Raw genomic sequence first — 16,105 nt, forward strand, 5'->3', positions numbered from 1 at the left:
TGCGTGAGACATCGACGCCGTGACCGTGCCCGAAGCGGCCGGTCGCTTGAGACGGGGCTGATCACCGGTGCCGCGCTCGGTGATGCAGGAGCCGCCAGAGTCGGACTTCAAACGAACTTCAAACGGACTCCGAATCGTGTTGCGAGCAACGTGCTTCTGATCATCCGGGCCATGTATTCGTGGCGCGTTCATGACGACGCGGAACCGCGCCGCGTGCGCGGAGCGAGCGATGCGTGCGAGCGGGACACCGTGAATCGCAATGGCACGATCACTAATAAACCTTTCCGCCGACGTGTGCAAACTTTTGCTCAAATAAATTCTGGTTGAATTTCTTTTGTCGATGGATTAACGGCGTGATGCTTGCCGGATTTTTTCGACGGGTAGCGCTTCTGACAGGCTCCTTGCCTGTCGCGCAGAGGTTACGTGCGGTGTCCGAAGCACCATCGAAATAGTCTGCGTGTCAGCCGAAGCGGTCAAGCTGCACATGATTCAGCGTGCGCTTGCAACGTTTTTCGAGGAGTGTTGTATGGCAGCGGTCATCCGCCTTCCTGAACCTGCACTCCGTACGCGGAGCACCGCTATCCATTGGCGTCGCAGCTGGTCCATTGGGGTCGCTGCTGGCGTGATGCATGGATAAAGTCCTGCGCGTAAATTAGTTATGCGTTGGGTCTGAGTGTCGTCGCGCTGGCGTCACCTCCGCCGTTGGGGCCGAACGGAGCGCGCGGCGTTGCGCAGGCTGCACGTCTGCGTGCGCGATCTGGATGCGCTGCCGCTGTTCGCGCGCGAACTGGTCGATATGTTCGCGGCCGAGGCGCACGCCGGAAAAGAGCACACGCTGACGGCCGGCACGTTGACGCCTTAACGAACCTCGAAGATCGCTTCGACCTCGACGGACGCCGCGGCGGGCAGGGTGGCGACGCCGACCGCCGTGCGCGCATGCCGACCGCGTTCGCCGAACACCTCGAAGAAAAGATCGGACGCGCCGTTGATCACTTTCGGCACGTCCGGATAACCAGGTGTCGCATACACGAAGCCGCCGACGCGGTGGCAACAGACCACGCGGTCCAGGTCGCCGTCCAGCGCGAGTTGCAATGCCGCCAGCAGGTTTAGCGCGCAGATCTGCGCGGCTTGCTGTCCTGCCTGTAGGTCGTGCACTTCGCCGACCGGGCCGCTGAATTTCACTTCACCTTCCCATTCGCAGATTTGTCCGGAGAGAAAGACCAATTGGCCTGAGCGTGAAAACGGTTTGAACGCGCCGCGCGGAGCGGGCACGTTCGGCAGGGCGAGGCCGAGCGCGTGCAGACGGGTCAGGGCGGCGCCGGGGGCGTCGTGCGATGTGGACGTGGTCATGTCGGTGTCGAAGGTTTCGAGTGAGGTTAAAGCCGGCGAGCGTTCGGCGCTGCCAAAGCGCGTGGGTCGATGCCCGCCGGTCGGATAGCCCAATCATGACACGGCCGGGCGCAGGTTAAAAACGTGTAATCAGGCTCAACGCTTCTACACGAGGTAACGGCAACGATATATCCATGCACGTGAGCGTATGATTTCGCAACCTCTGCGAAACAGGAGTCGCCCATGCAAACGCGTGTTCACCTTCTCTTCATTACCGTCCTGGCCGGTGCGCTGAGTGCCTGCGCACAGACCGGTCCCGTCGAGTTCTCCGCATCGGGCGCGGACGCGCCGATGCTCAACCGCGCTGACGACATGGACTTCGGTCCGATGGACAGGACGATCGAACAATGCAAAGCGGTGTCGCGCAACGCGGGCCCGGGGCAATGCACGAAAGTCCGTGCGTACGAATCGTGCATGAAGACCAAAGGTTATATCACCGTGCTCGGACCGGAAAATCCCCAGGGCTGCGGCGATCCGGAATGGGAAAAGGATGTACGCAAGTGGCTGCGCTGAAGCAGTTGGCCAGCGCTATCGCGCGCAAAGCGTCACGATCTCCGCCGCCGACGCATCCTGACGCGCAAGAGTCCGCCGGTCCATCCACTCGAAGCGGCCGGATGCGAGTGCTTTGCCGCTGACCACGACGCGTTGCCGGCACGCGATCAACTCGGCATCGGCGAGCTTCTTTCCGGCTTGCGCGAGGCGATCGTCCACCAGCACGCTCAACCCTGCAGCCCGCAGTTCGCGCCGCAGCGTTTCCGCTGCCGCTTGCCGTTCCTGACGCTCCCAGTCGATGACCGTGAGCACGACGTCGAAGGTGTTGAACGACTCGCTACCCCAAAAGCCGAGCTCGTCGCGCTGCCGGCTGAGCAGGAGCATGGCGAGGCGTGAGACGCCCACGCCGAAACAGCCCATTCTGACGAATTCGCCTTTGGCGTTCACCAAGCCCATGGCCTTGGAGTAACGGTCGCCCAGGTCGAAAATGTGCGCGCACTCAAGCGATTTCTGCCCGTCGGTCTCGTCTTCACCGAGTTCGCTGAAGACATGAAACTCCTCCGAACTTTGCCCGCCGATTTCCCCGTTGTCGCTGGACTTCACGATGACGTCCAGCCCCAGTCGCCGGAAGATGCGCAGATAGGCTTCGCGCACGGCCTCGTACGCTGTGCGAGCGCCGTCTTCCGTGGCATTGAAGGAATAGCCGTCTTTCATGATGAACTCTTTGGCGCGCGCGAGGCCGCCGCGCGTCCTCAGTTCGTCGCGGTATTTGTTGCCGAACTGAAAGAGGCCCAGACTCATGTCCGTCCGGTTGTAGTGCGTCCTGACCATCTGCGTGGCTAGTTCTTCGCACGTGGCGCCGAGGCAGAACAGCCGGCCGGAACGGCTCGTGAGCCGCATCAGCTCGTCGCCGTATACATCGAGCCGCCCGGTTTGCCGCCACAGGTCGGCGTCCTGCAGCAGGCTCATCTGGATTTCGCAAAAGCCGGCGCGCTCCATTTCCTCGCGCACGATGCTCTCGACGCGCCGCTGCGCTCTCAGGCCGAGCGACATCCAGGAGTAAAGTCCCGCGGCGTCCTGATGGACGAGGCATGCCTTGCGGGCGAGATCGGTCAGCTCCAGACGGGTGTTGTCCTGCTCGAAGAAACTGTTGGCGAAAAATTGCTGCGAGAATTTCATGATGTGCTCCGGATTCAGAATTCAGCGTAAAAACAGGCCTGAAATGAAAAAACGCCCGCAAGGGGCGTCCGGATCATCGATTCTCATGCAAGGCGCAGGTGCTTAGCCTTTTTCGCGTGCATAGTGAGTTCTCGAGCAGACTCCGGCCGCCATAGCGGGCACCGGAGGTCGTTGCGGGAGAATGCTCAAAAAGTGCATGATGTATTGCTGCTCGTGCTGTGCTTGGTTGTATTCGATAGCGCAACATGCCGCGCCGAAATGATCGAGGCGGATTGCCGGTTGGCTTCGCTTCCTCGTCGTTCATTAATTGCTACTCTGCACGAAACGCAGCGCAGCCGCAACCCCGGTTCAAGCGTGGCGAGTTTTCTGAGCGGGTCGGCATGTGCCGCTATACCGGTTCGTCCAGCGTGCGCCTCAACGCCGCGAAGAACAGTTCCGACTGCGTTCGCTCGCTTTGCACCTGATGTGCGACGCGAGCCGCGAGGGCGGGGTTCACCGGCTTTAGCGCGCGCCCCGTGGAAAGCGCCAGCACCTGGCTTTGGCAAGCCCGCTCCAGATAGTAAAGATCATCGAACGCATAGTCGATGCGCTCGCCGCACACCACCACGCCGTGGTTGCCGAGGAACGCGATGTCGCTGCCATTCATTGCGTGCGCGATGCGTTCGCCCTCCACGGCGTCCAGCGCCAGGCCGTTGTATTCGCGGTCGAGGGCGATCCGGCCGTGAAAGCGCATGGCGTTTTGCGACAGCGTGGTATCGAGGCCGCAGTCCTCCGTCAACGTCAACGCCGTGGCATAGGGCATATGCGTATGCAGCACGCAGTGCTTGCCCGCGATGTCATGGACCGCCGCGTGGATAAACATGGCGGTAGGCTCGACCTCATGCCGGCCGGCGACGCGATTGCCGAGACCATCCACGATGACGATGTCGTCCGCCTGGATTTCATGCCACATCAAGCCGCGCGGATTCAGCAGAAAGAGGCCCTGCTCGCCGGGCAGTGCGATGCTGAAGTGGTTGCATACGCCTTCGCCGAGGCCGTGATGCGCGGCCGCGCGCAGTGCCAGCGCAAGGTCTCGCCGCAAGGCGGCGACTTCCGGGGCGTGAAAGATGGCGTCTTCAACAACCGGGGTAGCTTTCATGGTGGTGTCTGCGTTCGTCATGGTGAGGAAAAGGCCCGTGGCGCCGGCCTCCCGGCAAACGTCAGCGAGGGGACAGCGACCTCAGGCGCGCGGTAACGCAAGCCTCGCTATTTCCGCGAAGTATTGCGCACCGGTCAGCAAAATATCGTCGTTGAAATCATACGTTGCATTATGCAACGGCACGCCGCCGGTCTTGCCCGTATCCCCGTTGCCGATGAAAGCGAAGTTGCCCGGCACGACCTGAAGGAAGGCGCCGAAATCTTCGGAGATCATCATGGGCTGCACGTTGGCCTCGACGTTCTCGGCGCCGACGATATTGCGGGCCGCCGCAACGGCAAGCTCCAGATACTCAGCCGAGTTCACGGTCGGTGCAAACTCGTGCGTGTACTCGAACGAGCACGCCGCCCCGTGCGCATGGCAGATCCCTTCGCTGATTTCGCGCATGCGGGTTTCGAGCATGTGTTGCACGTCAGGCGCATAGCTGCGCGTGTCGCCTTTGATCGTCACATTCGACGGGATCACGTTGCGAATGCCGTCCGTGATGAACTCCGTGCAGGAAATCACGGCCTGCAAGCCCGGATCCAGATTGCGCGACACGATGGTCTGAAGCGCCAGCACGATTTGCGACGCGATCACGATGGGGTCCACGCCCATGTGCGGCCGCGCCGCGTGCGTGCCGCGCGCCTTGATATGGATGACGAAGTTATCTTCGCTCGCCATGATTCCGCCGCTTCGGGTCGCGAATGTTCCGGCCCGCTGTCCGGGCATATTGTGTGCGCCGAAGATCGCGTCGACGGGGAAGCGCTCGAAGAGTCCGTCGCTCATCATCGCTTTGGCGCCGCGGCCGTGTTCTTCCGCTGGCTGGAAGATAAACCGCACCGTGCCGCTGAAGTCCCGCCGCTCAGCAAGCAGACGCGCCGCGCCGAGGATCATCGACATGTGACCGTCGTGACCACACGCGTGCATCTTGCCGCGCGTATCCGACACGTACGAACGCTCAGGCGCGTTTTCCATGATATTGAGCGCATCCATATCGGCGCGCAGTCCGATCGCGCCTTTTCCCGAGCCAACGGTGAGATTGGCCACGAGTCCGGTACCGCCGATTCCCCGGTGAACCTCGAGGCCGAGGGTCTGCAGAATGTTCGCCACGTAGTCGGCGGTCGCGACTTCCTCGAAGCCGGTTTCCGGATGCCGGTGCAAATGCCGACGCCAGCTTTTCAACTGCGATTGCAGGGAGGTTTCCATGATTTCAGATCCTGTTCGAACTCAATCCATGTCGACGCGTTGTGCCGCATCAGCGGGTCGGCGAACGAGCTTGGCGAGCCAGTTTGCCTGCCGTTCCAGCACCGAGGCAGCCGTTTCGCCCACGCATTGCGCGTAGACGGAGGGCGCCGTTGCGCCTTCCGTGCTGATGACGAGCACGCGCGAATCCGCATTCAGGCCGACCGCTTGCGCGAGACTCTCGTCGCACATCAACGCGGCGAGGCCCGCGAAACCCGCTGCGCCCGACTCGCCAACCACCAGCGGCACGTCGCGCGCGGAACCCGTGGCCAGTGTGCGCATGGCAGCGATCGCATCGTCGTCGTGTATGGTCATGAAGTGATCGATGCAAGGCTGCAGGATTTTCCACGCGAGCGGCGATGTCTCGCCGCATGCCAGCCCGGCCATGAGCGAATCGATCGCTCCGCGGGTTCTCGCCGCGCGGCCTTCGAGCGCGCTTTGATACAGGCAATCGGCCTGCTGCGGCTCGACCACGACGAAGCGCGGCCGATCCGCGCCATAGGTCTCCCACAGAAAGCTCGCGATGCCCGCGGCAAGACCGCCCACGCCGCCTTGCAGAAAAACGTGCGTGAACGGCGGAACATCCTGGTCGTTCGCGCTTTGTTCGATGACTTCAGCTGCCACGGTTCCGTATCCCTGCATTACGTCGCGAGGAATCTCCTCATAGCCTTCGTAGGACGTATCCGAAACGACATGCCAGCCGTTTGCCGCCGCCAGCCGCGCTGCCTCTTCGACCGACTCGTCGTAGTTGCCCGCGATGCGGATGATCTTCGCGCCGTAGGCGGCAATCGCCTGCTCGCGTTCGACGCTCACATTGGCATGCAGCACGATCACGCATTCACAGCCGACGGTTTGCGCGGCCGCCGCGAGTGCCTTGCCGTGGTTACCGTCGGTCGCGCTGATTACCGTCAGATGCGTGAGCATGTCCTTGCAGCGTCCTTCGATCACGGCGACCGGGTCGAGATCGTGCATCGGCCAAAGGCGCAGGATCAGCCGCACGAGTGCAATGGGCGCGCCCAGCGCCTTGAAGCTGCCGAGCGGAGAACGCACGGACTCGTCTTTCACGCATAGCTTCGCGATACCCAATCGCGCCGCGCCATCGGGCAATGTCCAGAGCGGCGTTGGCTGCGGATCGAGGTGATCCCAATGCGACAGCCATGCACGGCTTTGCCGGGCCGCCGCCACGTTCAGGATCCGCATCAGGTCATTGGGGTAGCACGTACGCGACGCATGCTGATTGGCGATGAGCATTGCAATTCAACTCCGGAAAGACGGTTGGACAAAGCGATTTACGTCGGCAAGCGGGCAAGAAGCCCAGCCGCGACGCGTCACCTTTCACCAAAATAATATTGCTTGAGTCGCATCGATATGACGCAAAATGCAGGCTGTTTATGAAAAAAAATCTCATTCAACCGGGTTGAAAGCACGACTATGGCCGCGACTCTCGATACCTACGACAGAAAGCTGCTGCGCGAAATACAGCAAGACGCGCAGATCCCGCAGAACGAGCTGGGCTCACGCGTCAGTCTGTCCACTGCCGCGGTGAACCGGCGCTTGCGCCGTCTTGCCGACGAAGGCGTGATCGAACGGTATGCCGCCATCGTTTCACCGGAGAAGGTCGGTTCGCCTCTCACGATCATCACGTCCATCGAGGTCGAGAGCGAACAGATCGACCTGCTCGACGCGATGAAGCGAACGTTCTCACAGTGTCCGCAAGTGCAGCAGTGCTATTACGTCGCCGGCGAATGGGACTTCGTACTCGTCATGACAGTGCGGCACATGGAGCAGTACAACGAGCTGACCCGGCAGTTGTTCTTCGCGAATAACAACGTCAAGCGTTTCAAGACGCTGGTCAGCATGAGCCGCGTGAAGGTCGGCCTGACGGTGCCGGTCGATCTCGACGAATAGCCGCGCTCGCTATCTGACCACGCTGCGATCGTGCCAGTCGCCCTGGCCGAACTGGCGAACGGTGATCGCGCCGTTGCGGATATCGCCATTCGCATCGAACTGGATGGGGCCGGTCACGCCATCTATTTTCAAGGTCTGGAGTTTGGCGAGGTAGACCTTCGGGTCGGTGGAATCGGCGGCCTGCATCGCACCGGCCATGGCCATCACGGCATCGTACGCATAAGGCGCGTAGAGCTGCACGGGCGTGCCGAAGCGTTGCTGGAAACGTTTGAAGAACGCGTCGCCCTGCGGCATCTTCGAAGGCGGCACGCCTGCTAGCGTGCAGTACATGCTGTCCGTCATGGCGGATCCTGCCAGCTTGATGAACTGCGGCGTACAAGCTTCGTCGCCTGCAATCAGCTTCGCCTTCAGGCCGAGTTTCTGCGCCTGTTGCGCGAACGAAGCCGCTTGCGTATCGCCGCCCGTGAACACGATTCCGGTCGGGACGTGACTCTTGATCGTGGTCAGCACGGCCATCCAGTTGGTGGTTTTGTCCGTTCCGTATTCTCGAACCACGACGGTGCCGCCCGCCGCCTTGACGGCCTTCTCGACTTCGTCGGCGAGACCCTGGCCGTATGCCGTGCGGTCGTCGACGATCGCCACTCTCGACGCCTTCAGGTCCTTGACGAGATAAGTGCCGATAACCGTTCCTTGTCGCACGTCGTTGGCAACCATGCGAAACACCGACTTGTAGCCTTGCGCCGTCAGCTTCGGGTTGGTCGCGGACTCGGTGATCATCGGAATCCCTGCGTCGGAATAGATCTTGGACGCCGGAATGGACGTGCCGGAATTCGCATGTCCCACGACGCCCGCCACCCGGTCGTCGATGAGTTTCTGCGCCACGGTCACCGCCGTTTTGGGATCGGCGGCGTCGTCCTGGGAGTCGAGGGCGAACGTCACGGCTTGTCCGCCGATACGCAGTTTCCTGCTGTTCAGATCCTCGATTGCGAGCCGCACGCCGTTCTCGTCGTCCTTGCCGATGTGCGAGAGTTCGCCGGTGAGCGGCGACACCTGGCCGATTTTCACGGTGAGGTCCGCGCGAGCCGACAACGGCGACGTCGCTAATGCCAGGGCGAACATGGCGGTGGTGCACTTCAGTGTTTTCACGATCGGGTACTCGCAGAAATGGAGACGGGGCTAATGCGTCGGAGGCACGACTCGGGGCCTGTTGCTTGTCGCGAAGGCTGAGGTAAATCGTACGGCGCCGACGTGGTAGCCAAAATCGCGTGGAGTCTCGCTCGTGAAATTGCTGATCGAAAACAGCCTGCGGATCGATAAATTTTCTCGACGGCTCGTTTGTCGACGTGACGACGGCCGGTCGCCGCGTCAATAGGTGTAAGAGGCGATCACGCTTTTGATCTTTTCCAGCGACTCCCGGAGTACGGGCAGATCAACGGACCCCAGCGCCACGCGAATCGCGTGGGGTACATGCTCCGAAGTCGAGAAAGGTTCGGCCGTCGAGACAGAGATTCCCTCGCGCACGAGTGCCATCGCCACCACGTCGGCGCGAACCTCTTCGGCGAGAGGAAGCCAGACGAAGTAGGACGCGGGATGGCAAACGCGCCGCACTCCGGCGAGGACCTCGGCGGCCATCGATTGCCGGACCGCCGCATCGCGACGCTTCTCTGTCTCCAGACGTGTGACGGTGCCGTCGTCCAGCCAGCCGCAGGCAATGGCGGTCATTACGGCGGCCGTGTTCCAGGTAGTGGCCCGGATCGCACGCTCGAGCGGCGCGACCCAGCGATCGGGCGCGGCGACGAAGCCGACTCGCAGGCCGGTGGCGATGCTTTTCGACAGACCCGAGACGTACACCGTCGTTTCAGGCGCGAGCGCTGCCAACGGCGGCGGCGGGTCTTCCGCGAGGAAGGCGTACGCGGCGTCCTCGATGATGAGCAGTCCGTGCTTGCGGGCAATCGACACCAACTCGTGCCGAGCATGCGCATTCATCACCCAGCCTAGCGGGTTATGCAGTGTCGGCATCGTGTAGATGGCGCGCACTTTTCTGGTTCGGCACAAGCGGTCGAGCGCCTTGAGGTCGGGGCCCTGGTCGGAAACCGGAATCGGCGCCAGTTCGAGCCGGATCGTTTCGGCTAGCACCTTGAACCCCGGGTAGGTCAATGCGTCGACCGCGACTACATCGCCGGGCTTCAGGAGCGCCAGAACGGTTGCGGTCAAACCATGCTGCGCGCCGTTCACGATCACGACCTGAGCGCCTTCGACGGCTAGTCCTCGAGACGACAGGTGGCGCGCGACGATCTCGCGTTCATGCGTCCGGCCTCCATGGGGCTGATAACGGAGCAGTGCATCCAGATCGCCGGAGGACGCGAGCTGGCGCAAGGCGCTTCTGAGCAGTTCGGCCTGGCCGGGGAGCGACGGATTGTTGAAGTTGAGGTCCGCCAACCCCGCGTCGCCGGCGTGCTGGTCGATGCCCAGACGCGCCGGCAAGGCAATTTCCCGCACGAAAGTGCCGCGGCCGGTTTCGCCGCTGACCAAGCCCATTGCGTCCAGCTCGGCATAGACCCGCGACGCGGTGACGAGCGCGAGTCCCTCCTGCGAGGCGAGCTGGCGGTGAGTCGGCAGGCGCGTGCCGGGCGCGAGGCGTCCGGTGCGAATATCGAGCGCCATTCTGTCGACCAGCAATTTGTAGCGGGGCGTGGGCATGCGCGAATGTATCCATGACAATTATTTGATTGTATTGATTCTCGGCCATACGATGGCACATCGCAACTCTGCTTGCGCAGTCGCGGGACCGGCCGGGAGTCATCGGCGCGGCCTCATGGAGCGACGGCAACAGTCAGCGCCCCTTGGCTCACGGACGACATCATGCACATCGCCATCCTTACCTTCGAAGGCTTCAACGAACTCGACTCGCTTATCGCGCTCAACGTGCTCAATCGCGTCAAGAAACCGGGCTGGCGAGTGTCGATCGCCTGTCCCAGCGCGCGAGTCAAATCGATGAATGGCGTGGTCATCGAAGCACAGGCTTCCTTGCAAGAGGCTTGCGATGCCGATGCGGTGATCGTGGGCAGCGGCCTGCGCACACGTGAGGTCGTCGCCGATAGTGAGTTGATGGCGCAATTGCAACTCGATCCATCGAAACAGCTGCTGGGCGCGCAATGTTCCGGCACGCTGGTTCTTGCCAGGCTGGGGCTGCTCGATGGCGTGTCGGCATGCACCGATCTCACGACCAAACCGTGGGTTCAGGAAGCCGGGATCGATGTATTGAATCAGCCGATTTTCGTCAGCGGAAACATCGCGACAGCCGGAGGGTGTCTGGCCTCGGCGTATCTTGCCGCCTGGATCATTGCCCGTCTGGAAGGGATCGATGCAGCGGCGAGCGCACTGCATTACGTCGCGCCCGTCGGAGAGAAAGAGGACTACGTGTCCCGCGCGATGGGGCATATCACGCCGTTCCTCGAAGCGAACCTGAAGACGGCTTAAGTCATAAAGGAAGCAAATCGCCCGCGCGGTCTCCTGATTATTCCTCGTATGAAATTTGCCGTTTAAATCGCGTTGCATGTTGCGGCGGCCTGGTCCGCCGCAATACCATCCGTCTCGATCGCTCGATCGAAACCGCAGTCGCCACGGCGGCAAAAACGGAAGGCCTCTCAAGCGCCTTCAACCCAGACTAAACGTCATCCTTCAGTCAAGCGCTTTGTGCGTTCTGTGCTTTCTCCCGGCGCTTCGACTGCGCAAAAACCAACACTTATTCCGCGACAACGTTTGCGCCGATTCGATCCGTCCCAATCGGTATGTTTGGCTATTTACAAAACGCGAGCCTACCGAAATACTCCCGCCACAACTTGAAAGTTACGTGTCAACGAGAAGTCATGCCAGTCCGTTTAACACGGACGTCACCCGACGCGGGTCGACGCAACTTCTAATTCGCTTCCCCCCATGAACACAGCGTTTTCCCCAGGTTCGCAGAAGTCCGGGGTCAATATTACCAACGATTACAAACCGGGTCGTCGTTCGCAGGAAGGGTCCGGGAGGTCAGTTCGCGCATGAAAGCATTAAGTGTTCTCCACAGCGAGTCGTCGCGGGGATGGGGAGGCCAGGAAGTTCGCACGCTCAAGGAAATGATCGCGTTGCGGGCGCTGGGTCATAACGTCGAGCTCGTGTGTCCGGAAGACGCGCGCCTCGGGATTCGCGCGCGTGCCGATGGCTTTGCCGTGCATCACGCGCGTATGCGGACGGGCGGCGATCTGCGCTCCATGCTCACCATCCGCTCGCTACTTGCGCGGCGCCGCTTTGATGTGCTGAATACGCACAGCGGCCATGACAGCCTCGTCGCCGGCATGGCGGGGCGGCTCGCGGGGACGCCGTTCATCGTGCGCACACGGCATCTGGCGTTGCCGATTACGTCGCTTGCCACGTACAACTGGATTCCGCATCGCGTGGTCGCGGTCAGCCATCACGTGCGTAACTATCTGATCTCCGCGGGCGTGCAGGAAGACCGCGTGGAGACGATTTACGACGGCATCCTGAAGCCGGAAGCGGCGAGTTGCTCCACGTTGCGCGATGAACTCGGGCTGGACGCCGATGCGATGATCGCCGGCATGGTGGCGATCGTGCGCGAGAAGAAAGGCCACGAGGATCTGATCGCAGCCGTCAGGCCGATGCTGGCCGAGCGCCCCAATCTGCATGTCGTGATGGCGGGCGACGGCGTGTGGTTCGAGAAGATCAAGGCGATTGTCGACGGCATGGGCCTCGCGCATCGCATTCACCTGCTCGGCTTTCGCACGGACATTACCAACGTGCTGCGCGGCTGCGACCTGTTCGTTTTGCCGACGCATCAGGAAGCGCTCGGACAATCGTTTATTGAAGCGATGGCGGAGGGTTTGCCGGTGATCGGCACGCGCGTGGACGGCGTGCCCGAGTTGATCGACGACGGCGTGAATGGCCTGCTCGTGCCGGCGCATGACATCGATTCATTGCGCAGTGCGCTCGCGCGTCTGATCGACGACGCGCCGCTGCGCGCGCGCCTCGCGCTCGCCGCGCGTCTGAAGACCGAGAACCGCTTTACGGTGGATGCCATGGCGAACGAGACCATCGACTGCTACCTGCGCGGCATCTATGCCGGGCGCGCTTACTACCGCGAAAGGCGGGCGGCGGCATGACGAAGTTCGCGCGCGCGGTGCCCGTGCTGATGTATCACCACATCAGCACGTCGCCAGGCATGATCACCGTCTCGCCGGAACACTTTGCCGCGCAAATGGCGTATCTGACCGGCGCGGGTTATACGACCATCGGCAGCGCGCAACTGTCGGCCTATCTGGCGGGCGAGCCCTTGCCGAAAAAGTCCGTCGTGCTGACTTTCGACGACGGCTATCTCGACAACTGGGTGCACGCGCATCCGGTTCTGCAGGCACATGGACTGACCGCGCTGTGCTTTCTGGTGACGAGCTGGATCGGCGAAGGGCCGGTGCGTGCGCACGCGCGTTCGGGCGGCGCGCTGCCTGCGCTGCTCAATCATCGCGAGGGCGAGGTGGCGATCGAAAACGGTGAACCCGACCACGCGATTCTGCGCTGGTCGGAGATCGATGCGATGCGTGAAGCCGGCACGTTCGAATTTCACAGTCATACGCATAGCCACGTGCGGTGGGATCGGGTGTCAGCCAATGCAGCGGAGAAGTGCGCCGGGTTGACGCACGATCTCGCCAGCGCACGCGCCACGCTCGAGCAAAAACTGGGCGCCGTGTCGGATCATCTGTGCTGGCCGCAGGGATACCACGACGAGGACTATCGGCGCATCGCGGCTGAGGCCGGCTTCCGGCACTTCTACACGTGCGAGACGGGTTCGAACTATTCAGGACGCAACGACGGCGCGGCGCGCTCGATCACTCGCCTCGAAGTGCGTGACCGGCCGGCTTCATGGCTGGCCTCGCGGTTGTGGGTGCATACGCGGCCCGCGATCAGCCGCGCGTATCTGAGGATCAAACGGTAACGCGCCGCAGTCCTGCTCTGCGCCGCAGGATTCTTTCTCAAGCTCGCTGTTGTTATGCCGACCCATGCCGGGCCGCTTCCTTACAGTTGCGATTCGATCGGCAACAAACCCAGGAACCAGATGCCGACGCGCTTCATGCTCGACACACCGGGCTCGTCGAGTTCTTTGACCGTGCCATCCGGCGCGGTGTCGATCCATACGATCCTGCTCTTGCCGTTGGCGTCCGTGCGGGTTTCGAGCCGCCACGCGAGCTGATCCAGCTTCGGCTCGACGCCGCCCGCGACTTGCGCGGCGAGCGGGGCGCTTTCGCAGTACACGCCGATTTCCGTATTGAGCGTAATCGACCGAGGGTCGAGATTCATCGAGCCGATGAAGATGCTGCTTCTGTCGAACACATAGGTCTTCGCATGCAGCGAGGCCTTCGACGAACCCAGAATCGATTTCTTCTTCTCGCCGGCGTCCTCGTCCGGCGCAGGCTTCAATTCATACAGATGCACGCCGGCGTCGAGCAGATCCTTGCGATAACGCTGATATCCCGCGTGAACCGCGGCGACGTCCGTGGCGGCGAGCGAATTCGTCAGCACCGTCACGCGCACGCCGCGCTGCGTTTGCGCACGCATCCATTCCACGCCCTTTTTGCCGGGGACGAAATACGGCGAGATGATCAGCACTTCCTTCGCCGGCTCGATACTCAACGCATTGAACTGCGATAGCAGATGTCCCTGCGGGTCGTCGGGCGAGCGGGTGATCTTGGCGGGATCGTCGTAGAGGAGCGTCGCCTTGCCCCAGGAGAAATCGCCGTCGCGCGCTTGCAACGTGTCGCGAAGGCGTGCTCGCGCCTGCGTGACGTACGGCGAATCGTGCTCGGCCGCGACGAACGCCGTGAGCTTCGCGCGATAGGCCGCCAGCGCATCCGGCTCGGCGGCATGTCCGGTCAGGCTGGCGATCGGGTACGCGGCGTCCGAGTTCCAGAACTCGTCGAAGGCATTCGAGACCTTATGCACCACGGGTCCGAAAGTCAGCACGTCGAGATCGCCGAAGTCGACCTCGCTGGAGGCGCCGAAGTATTCATCGCCGATATTGCGGCCGCCGAGAATCGCGGCCTGGTTGTCCGCGATCAGCGCCTTGTTATGCATGCGCCGATTGATCCGGCTGAACTCGAGCGCGGTACCGAGTTTCTTGAAGGTCCGGTTGGCGATCGGATTGAAGAGCCGTATTTCGATGTCGGGGTGTGAGCTTAGGGCGAGTAGAACTTTGTCGTCGGCACCCGTGCCCAGATCGTCCAGCAGAATGCGAACCCTGACGCCGCGATCGGCGGCCTTGAGGACCGCGTCGGCGAGGTGGCGGCCGGTCAGATCGTCGTGCCAGATGTAGTACTGCAGGTCGAGGGTGCGCTCGGTTGTCTCAGCCAGTACGATGCGGGCGAGCAGGGCATCGACGCCGTTGGGCAGCAGATGGAACGCGCTGTTGTCGGGATGCTTGCGCTCCTGCGGGACGAAGGCGGTGCCAAGGCGCGTGTTGTCCGTGTCGGTCAGTGCGTGCGTCGTGGTGCGGCCGGCCTGCGGCGGCAAGCTCGCGCAGGCGGACAGCAGCGTGATCAGCAAGACTGCAACGAGACCGCGGAACGTCGCCATGGTTGTGCCCTTCGAACGTGCGTGTCCGTAAGATAGCCGCAAGCATGGGGCGCGTCGAGTGGGGGGAGCGTGCCGCGCGGACGCGGTGCTTCGACAGAGGTGGTGAGGTCGCCTCAGTTCAACGCGACGGCCGCGGCGGCGCTTACCGGCGAGCCTTCAAGCGCCACCGACTGCGCGCCGTCCGGACCAACGGGCACGTCGCCGACGAGCGTCGTGCGATACAGTTGCCGGTCGAAGTCGAGATCGAAAATATCCGTGGGCGCGAGATGTGCCGTCGCCTGGTTGTCCCAGAACGCGACGCTGCCTGCCTCCCATTTGAAGCGCACGGTAAACTCCGGCCGCGTGACATGTTCCCAGAGCAGTTCGAGCAACACCTGGCTTTCGCGCGGGCTCACGCCGACAATCGACTTCAGGAAACTCGGGCTCACATAGAGCGCCCGCTCGCCTGTTTCCGGATGAACTCTGACCAGCGGATGTTCGGTGACGAGCGTGCGTTGCTCGACGGCTTTGTTGAACGCTTCCGTGCCGCTCGCGCCGGCCGGCGGCGTGAAACGGTGCAACCCGCGCAGCCCGTCGACGAACGCACGCAGCGGCGCGGAAAGCTTCTGATAGGCAGCCACCAGGTTGGTCCACTGCGTGTCGCCGCCATAAGGCGGAATCGTCACGCCGCGCAGGATCGACGCCCACGGCGGATTGAGCGCGGCCGTCACGTCCGTGTGCCAGCCGGTCCACGGGCGTTGCAGCGTTTGTCCCTCGAAACGCGTGGCTTTGCGGTACTTCGAAATCGAGTAGACCTCCGGATGACCGTCCACGTGACCGAACACCGGATGCCCCAAGGTCAGTTCGCCGAACTGCGCCGAGAACGCGACGTGCTGCTCGTGCGTGAGGAACTGCTCGCGAAAGAAAACGACGCGCCACTTCAGCAGCGCGGCGCGAATCTCCGCGATCTGCCGCGCGTCGAGCTTCTGCGTGAGATCGACGCCGTGGATTTCCGCGCCGGTATGCGCGGCAAGCGGCGTGACCTGAATCGACTGTACGTCCTGCACTGCGGCTGCACTCATGAAAGGCTCCTGATGTCCTGATGTCTTTGTGAAAAGA

15 protein-coding genes are annotated in these 16,105 nt (G+C 62.3%); 6 read left to right on the forward strand and 9 right to left on the reverse strand.

The genetic code is table 11. The annotated features are described in order from the left end of the window. Nucleotides 1-727 precede the first annotated feature (727 nt). Entirely contained in the window at nt 728-862 is a 135-nt protein-coding gene (locus PQR54_RS37200) for a hypothetical protein (RefSeq protein WP_408254823.1), read from the forward strand. Here the strand turns inward: PQR54_RS37200 and PQR54_RS37205 are convergent. Continuing rightward, nucleotides 859-1,350 (reverse strand): RidA family protein, encoded by a 492-nt coding sequence (locus tag PQR54_RS37205; RefSeq protein WP_408254826.1) that lies wholly within the window; start codon nt 1,348-1,350, stop codon nt 859-861. The two genes, PQR54_RS37200 and PQR54_RS37205, sit on opposite strands and share 4 nt — an antisense overlap. Before the next feature lie 222 nt (nt 1,351-1,572). Here PQR54_RS37205 and PQR54_RS37210 point away from each other — a divergent pair, with 222 nt between their 5' ends. Next, nucleotides 1,573-1,902, forward strand: a complete 330-nt coding sequence (locus tag PQR54_RS37210; protein WP_408254828.1) for a hypothetical protein — start codon at nt 1,573-1,575, stop codon at nt 1,900-1,902. 15 nt (nt 1,903-1,917) lie between these two features. On the opposite strand, the gene PQR54_RS37215 is transcribed toward PQR54_RS37210, so the two are convergent. The 4 genes from PQR54_RS37215 to PQR54_RS37230 all read right to left on the reverse strand — a co-directional run bounded on the left by PQR54_RS37215 (nt 1,918) and on the right by PQR54_RS37230 (nt 6,730). Next, on the reverse strand, nt 1,918-3,060 hold the full coding sequence (locus PQR54_RS37215) for an aminoacyl--tRNA ligase-related protein (RefSeq protein ID WP_408254830.1): 1,143 nt from the start codon (nt 3,058-3,060) through the stop codon (nt 1,918-1,920). A 388-nt stretch (nt 3,061-3,448) separates the two neighbouring features. After that, nucleotides 3,449-4,219, reverse strand: coding sequence for an aldolase (locus PQR54_RS37220; RefSeq protein WP_408254832.1), 771 nt, complete (start codon nt 4,217-4,219; stop codon nt 3,449-3,451). A gap of 60 nt (nt 4,220-4,279) precedes the next feature. Further along, nucleotides 4,280-5,443, reverse strand: a complete 1,164-nt coding sequence (locus tag PQR54_RS37225) for a M20 aminoacylase family protein (protein ID WP_408254834.1) — start codon at nt 5,441-5,443, stop codon at nt 4,280-4,282. A gap of 21 nt (nt 5,444-5,464) precedes the next feature. After that, nucleotides 5,465-6,730, reverse strand: a complete 1,266-nt coding sequence (locus tag PQR54_RS37230) for a diaminopropionate ammonia-lyase (RefSeq protein ID WP_408254836.1) — start codon at nt 6,728-6,730, stop codon at nt 5,465-5,467. A gap of 180 nt (nt 6,731-6,910) precedes the next feature. Here PQR54_RS37230 and PQR54_RS37235 point away from each other — a divergent pair, with 180 nt between their 5' ends. Further along, nucleotides 6,911-7,387, forward strand: coding sequence for an Lrp/AsnC family transcriptional regulator (locus PQR54_RS37235; RefSeq protein ID WP_408254839.1), 477 nt, complete (start codon nt 6,911-6,913; stop codon nt 7,385-7,387). Nucleotides 7,388-7,396: 9 nt separating this feature from the next. Here PQR54_RS37235 and PQR54_RS37240 read toward each other — a convergent pair whose 3' ends face one another. Next, nucleotides 7,397-8,506 carry a branched-chain amino acid ABC transporter substrate-binding protein gene (locus tag PQR54_RS37240; RefSeq protein WP_408254936.1) on the reverse strand — a complete coding sequence of 370 codons (1,110 nt, stop codon included), beginning with the start codon at nt 8,504-8,506 and terminating at the stop codon, nt 7,397-7,399. Nucleotides 8,507-8,752: 246 nt separating this feature from the next. Further along, on the reverse strand, nt 8,753-10,087 hold the full coding sequence (locus PQR54_RS37245) for an aminotransferase-like domain-containing protein (protein WP_408254840.1): 1,335 nt from the start codon (nt 10,085-10,087) through the stop codon (nt 8,753-8,755). 162 nt (nt 10,088-10,249) lie between these two features. Between PQR54_RS37245 and PQR54_RS37250 the strand changes: the two genes are divergently transcribed. The 3 genes from PQR54_RS37250 to PQR54_RS37260 all read left to right on the forward strand — a co-directional run bounded on the left by PQR54_RS37250 (nt 10,250) and on the right by PQR54_RS37260 (nt 13,373). Then, complete coding sequence (locus PQR54_RS37250) at nt 10,250-10,867, forward strand: DJ-1/PfpI family protein (protein WP_408254842.1); 618 nt, start codon at nt 10,250-10,252, stop codon at nt 10,865-10,867. 563 nt (nt 10,868-11,430) lie between these two features. Further along, on the forward strand, nt 11,431-12,546 hold the full coding sequence (locus PQR54_RS37255; RefSeq protein ID WP_408254844.1) for a glycosyltransferase family 4 protein: 1,116 nt from the start codon (nt 11,431-11,433) through the stop codon (nt 12,544-12,546). After that, the gene (locus tag PQR54_RS37260; protein ID WP_408254847.1) at nt 12,543-13,373 is read left to right on the forward strand and encodes a polysaccharide deacetylase family protein; all 831 of its coding nucleotides are present in this window, start codon (nt 12,543-12,545) and stop codon (nt 13,371-13,373) included. Before PQR54_RS37255 ends, PQR54_RS37260 begins: the two co-directional genes overlap by 4 nt. Before the next feature lie 80 nt (nt 13,374-13,453). On the opposite strand, the gene PQR54_RS37265 is transcribed toward PQR54_RS37260, so the two are convergent. After that, a complete protein-coding gene (locus tag PQR54_RS37265; protein WP_408254849.1) occupies nt 13,454-15,007 on the reverse strand; it encodes a phospholipase D family protein in 1,554 nt (517 codons plus the stop codon). Between the two features lie 113 nt (nt 15,008-15,120). After that, nucleotides 15,121-16,068 (reverse strand): TauD/TfdA dioxygenase family protein, encoded by a 948-nt coding sequence (locus PQR54_RS37270; RefSeq protein WP_408254852.1) that lies wholly within the window; start codon nt 16,066-16,068, stop codon nt 15,121-15,123. Nucleotides 16,069-16,105 lie beyond the last annotated feature (37 nt).

Source organism: Paraburkholderia phytofirmans (assembly GCF_046028095.1).
Taxonomy (GTDB): domain Bacteria; phylum Pseudomonadota; class Gammaproteobacteria; order Burkholderiales; family Burkholderiaceae; genus Paraburkholderia; species Paraburkholderia phytofirmans_A.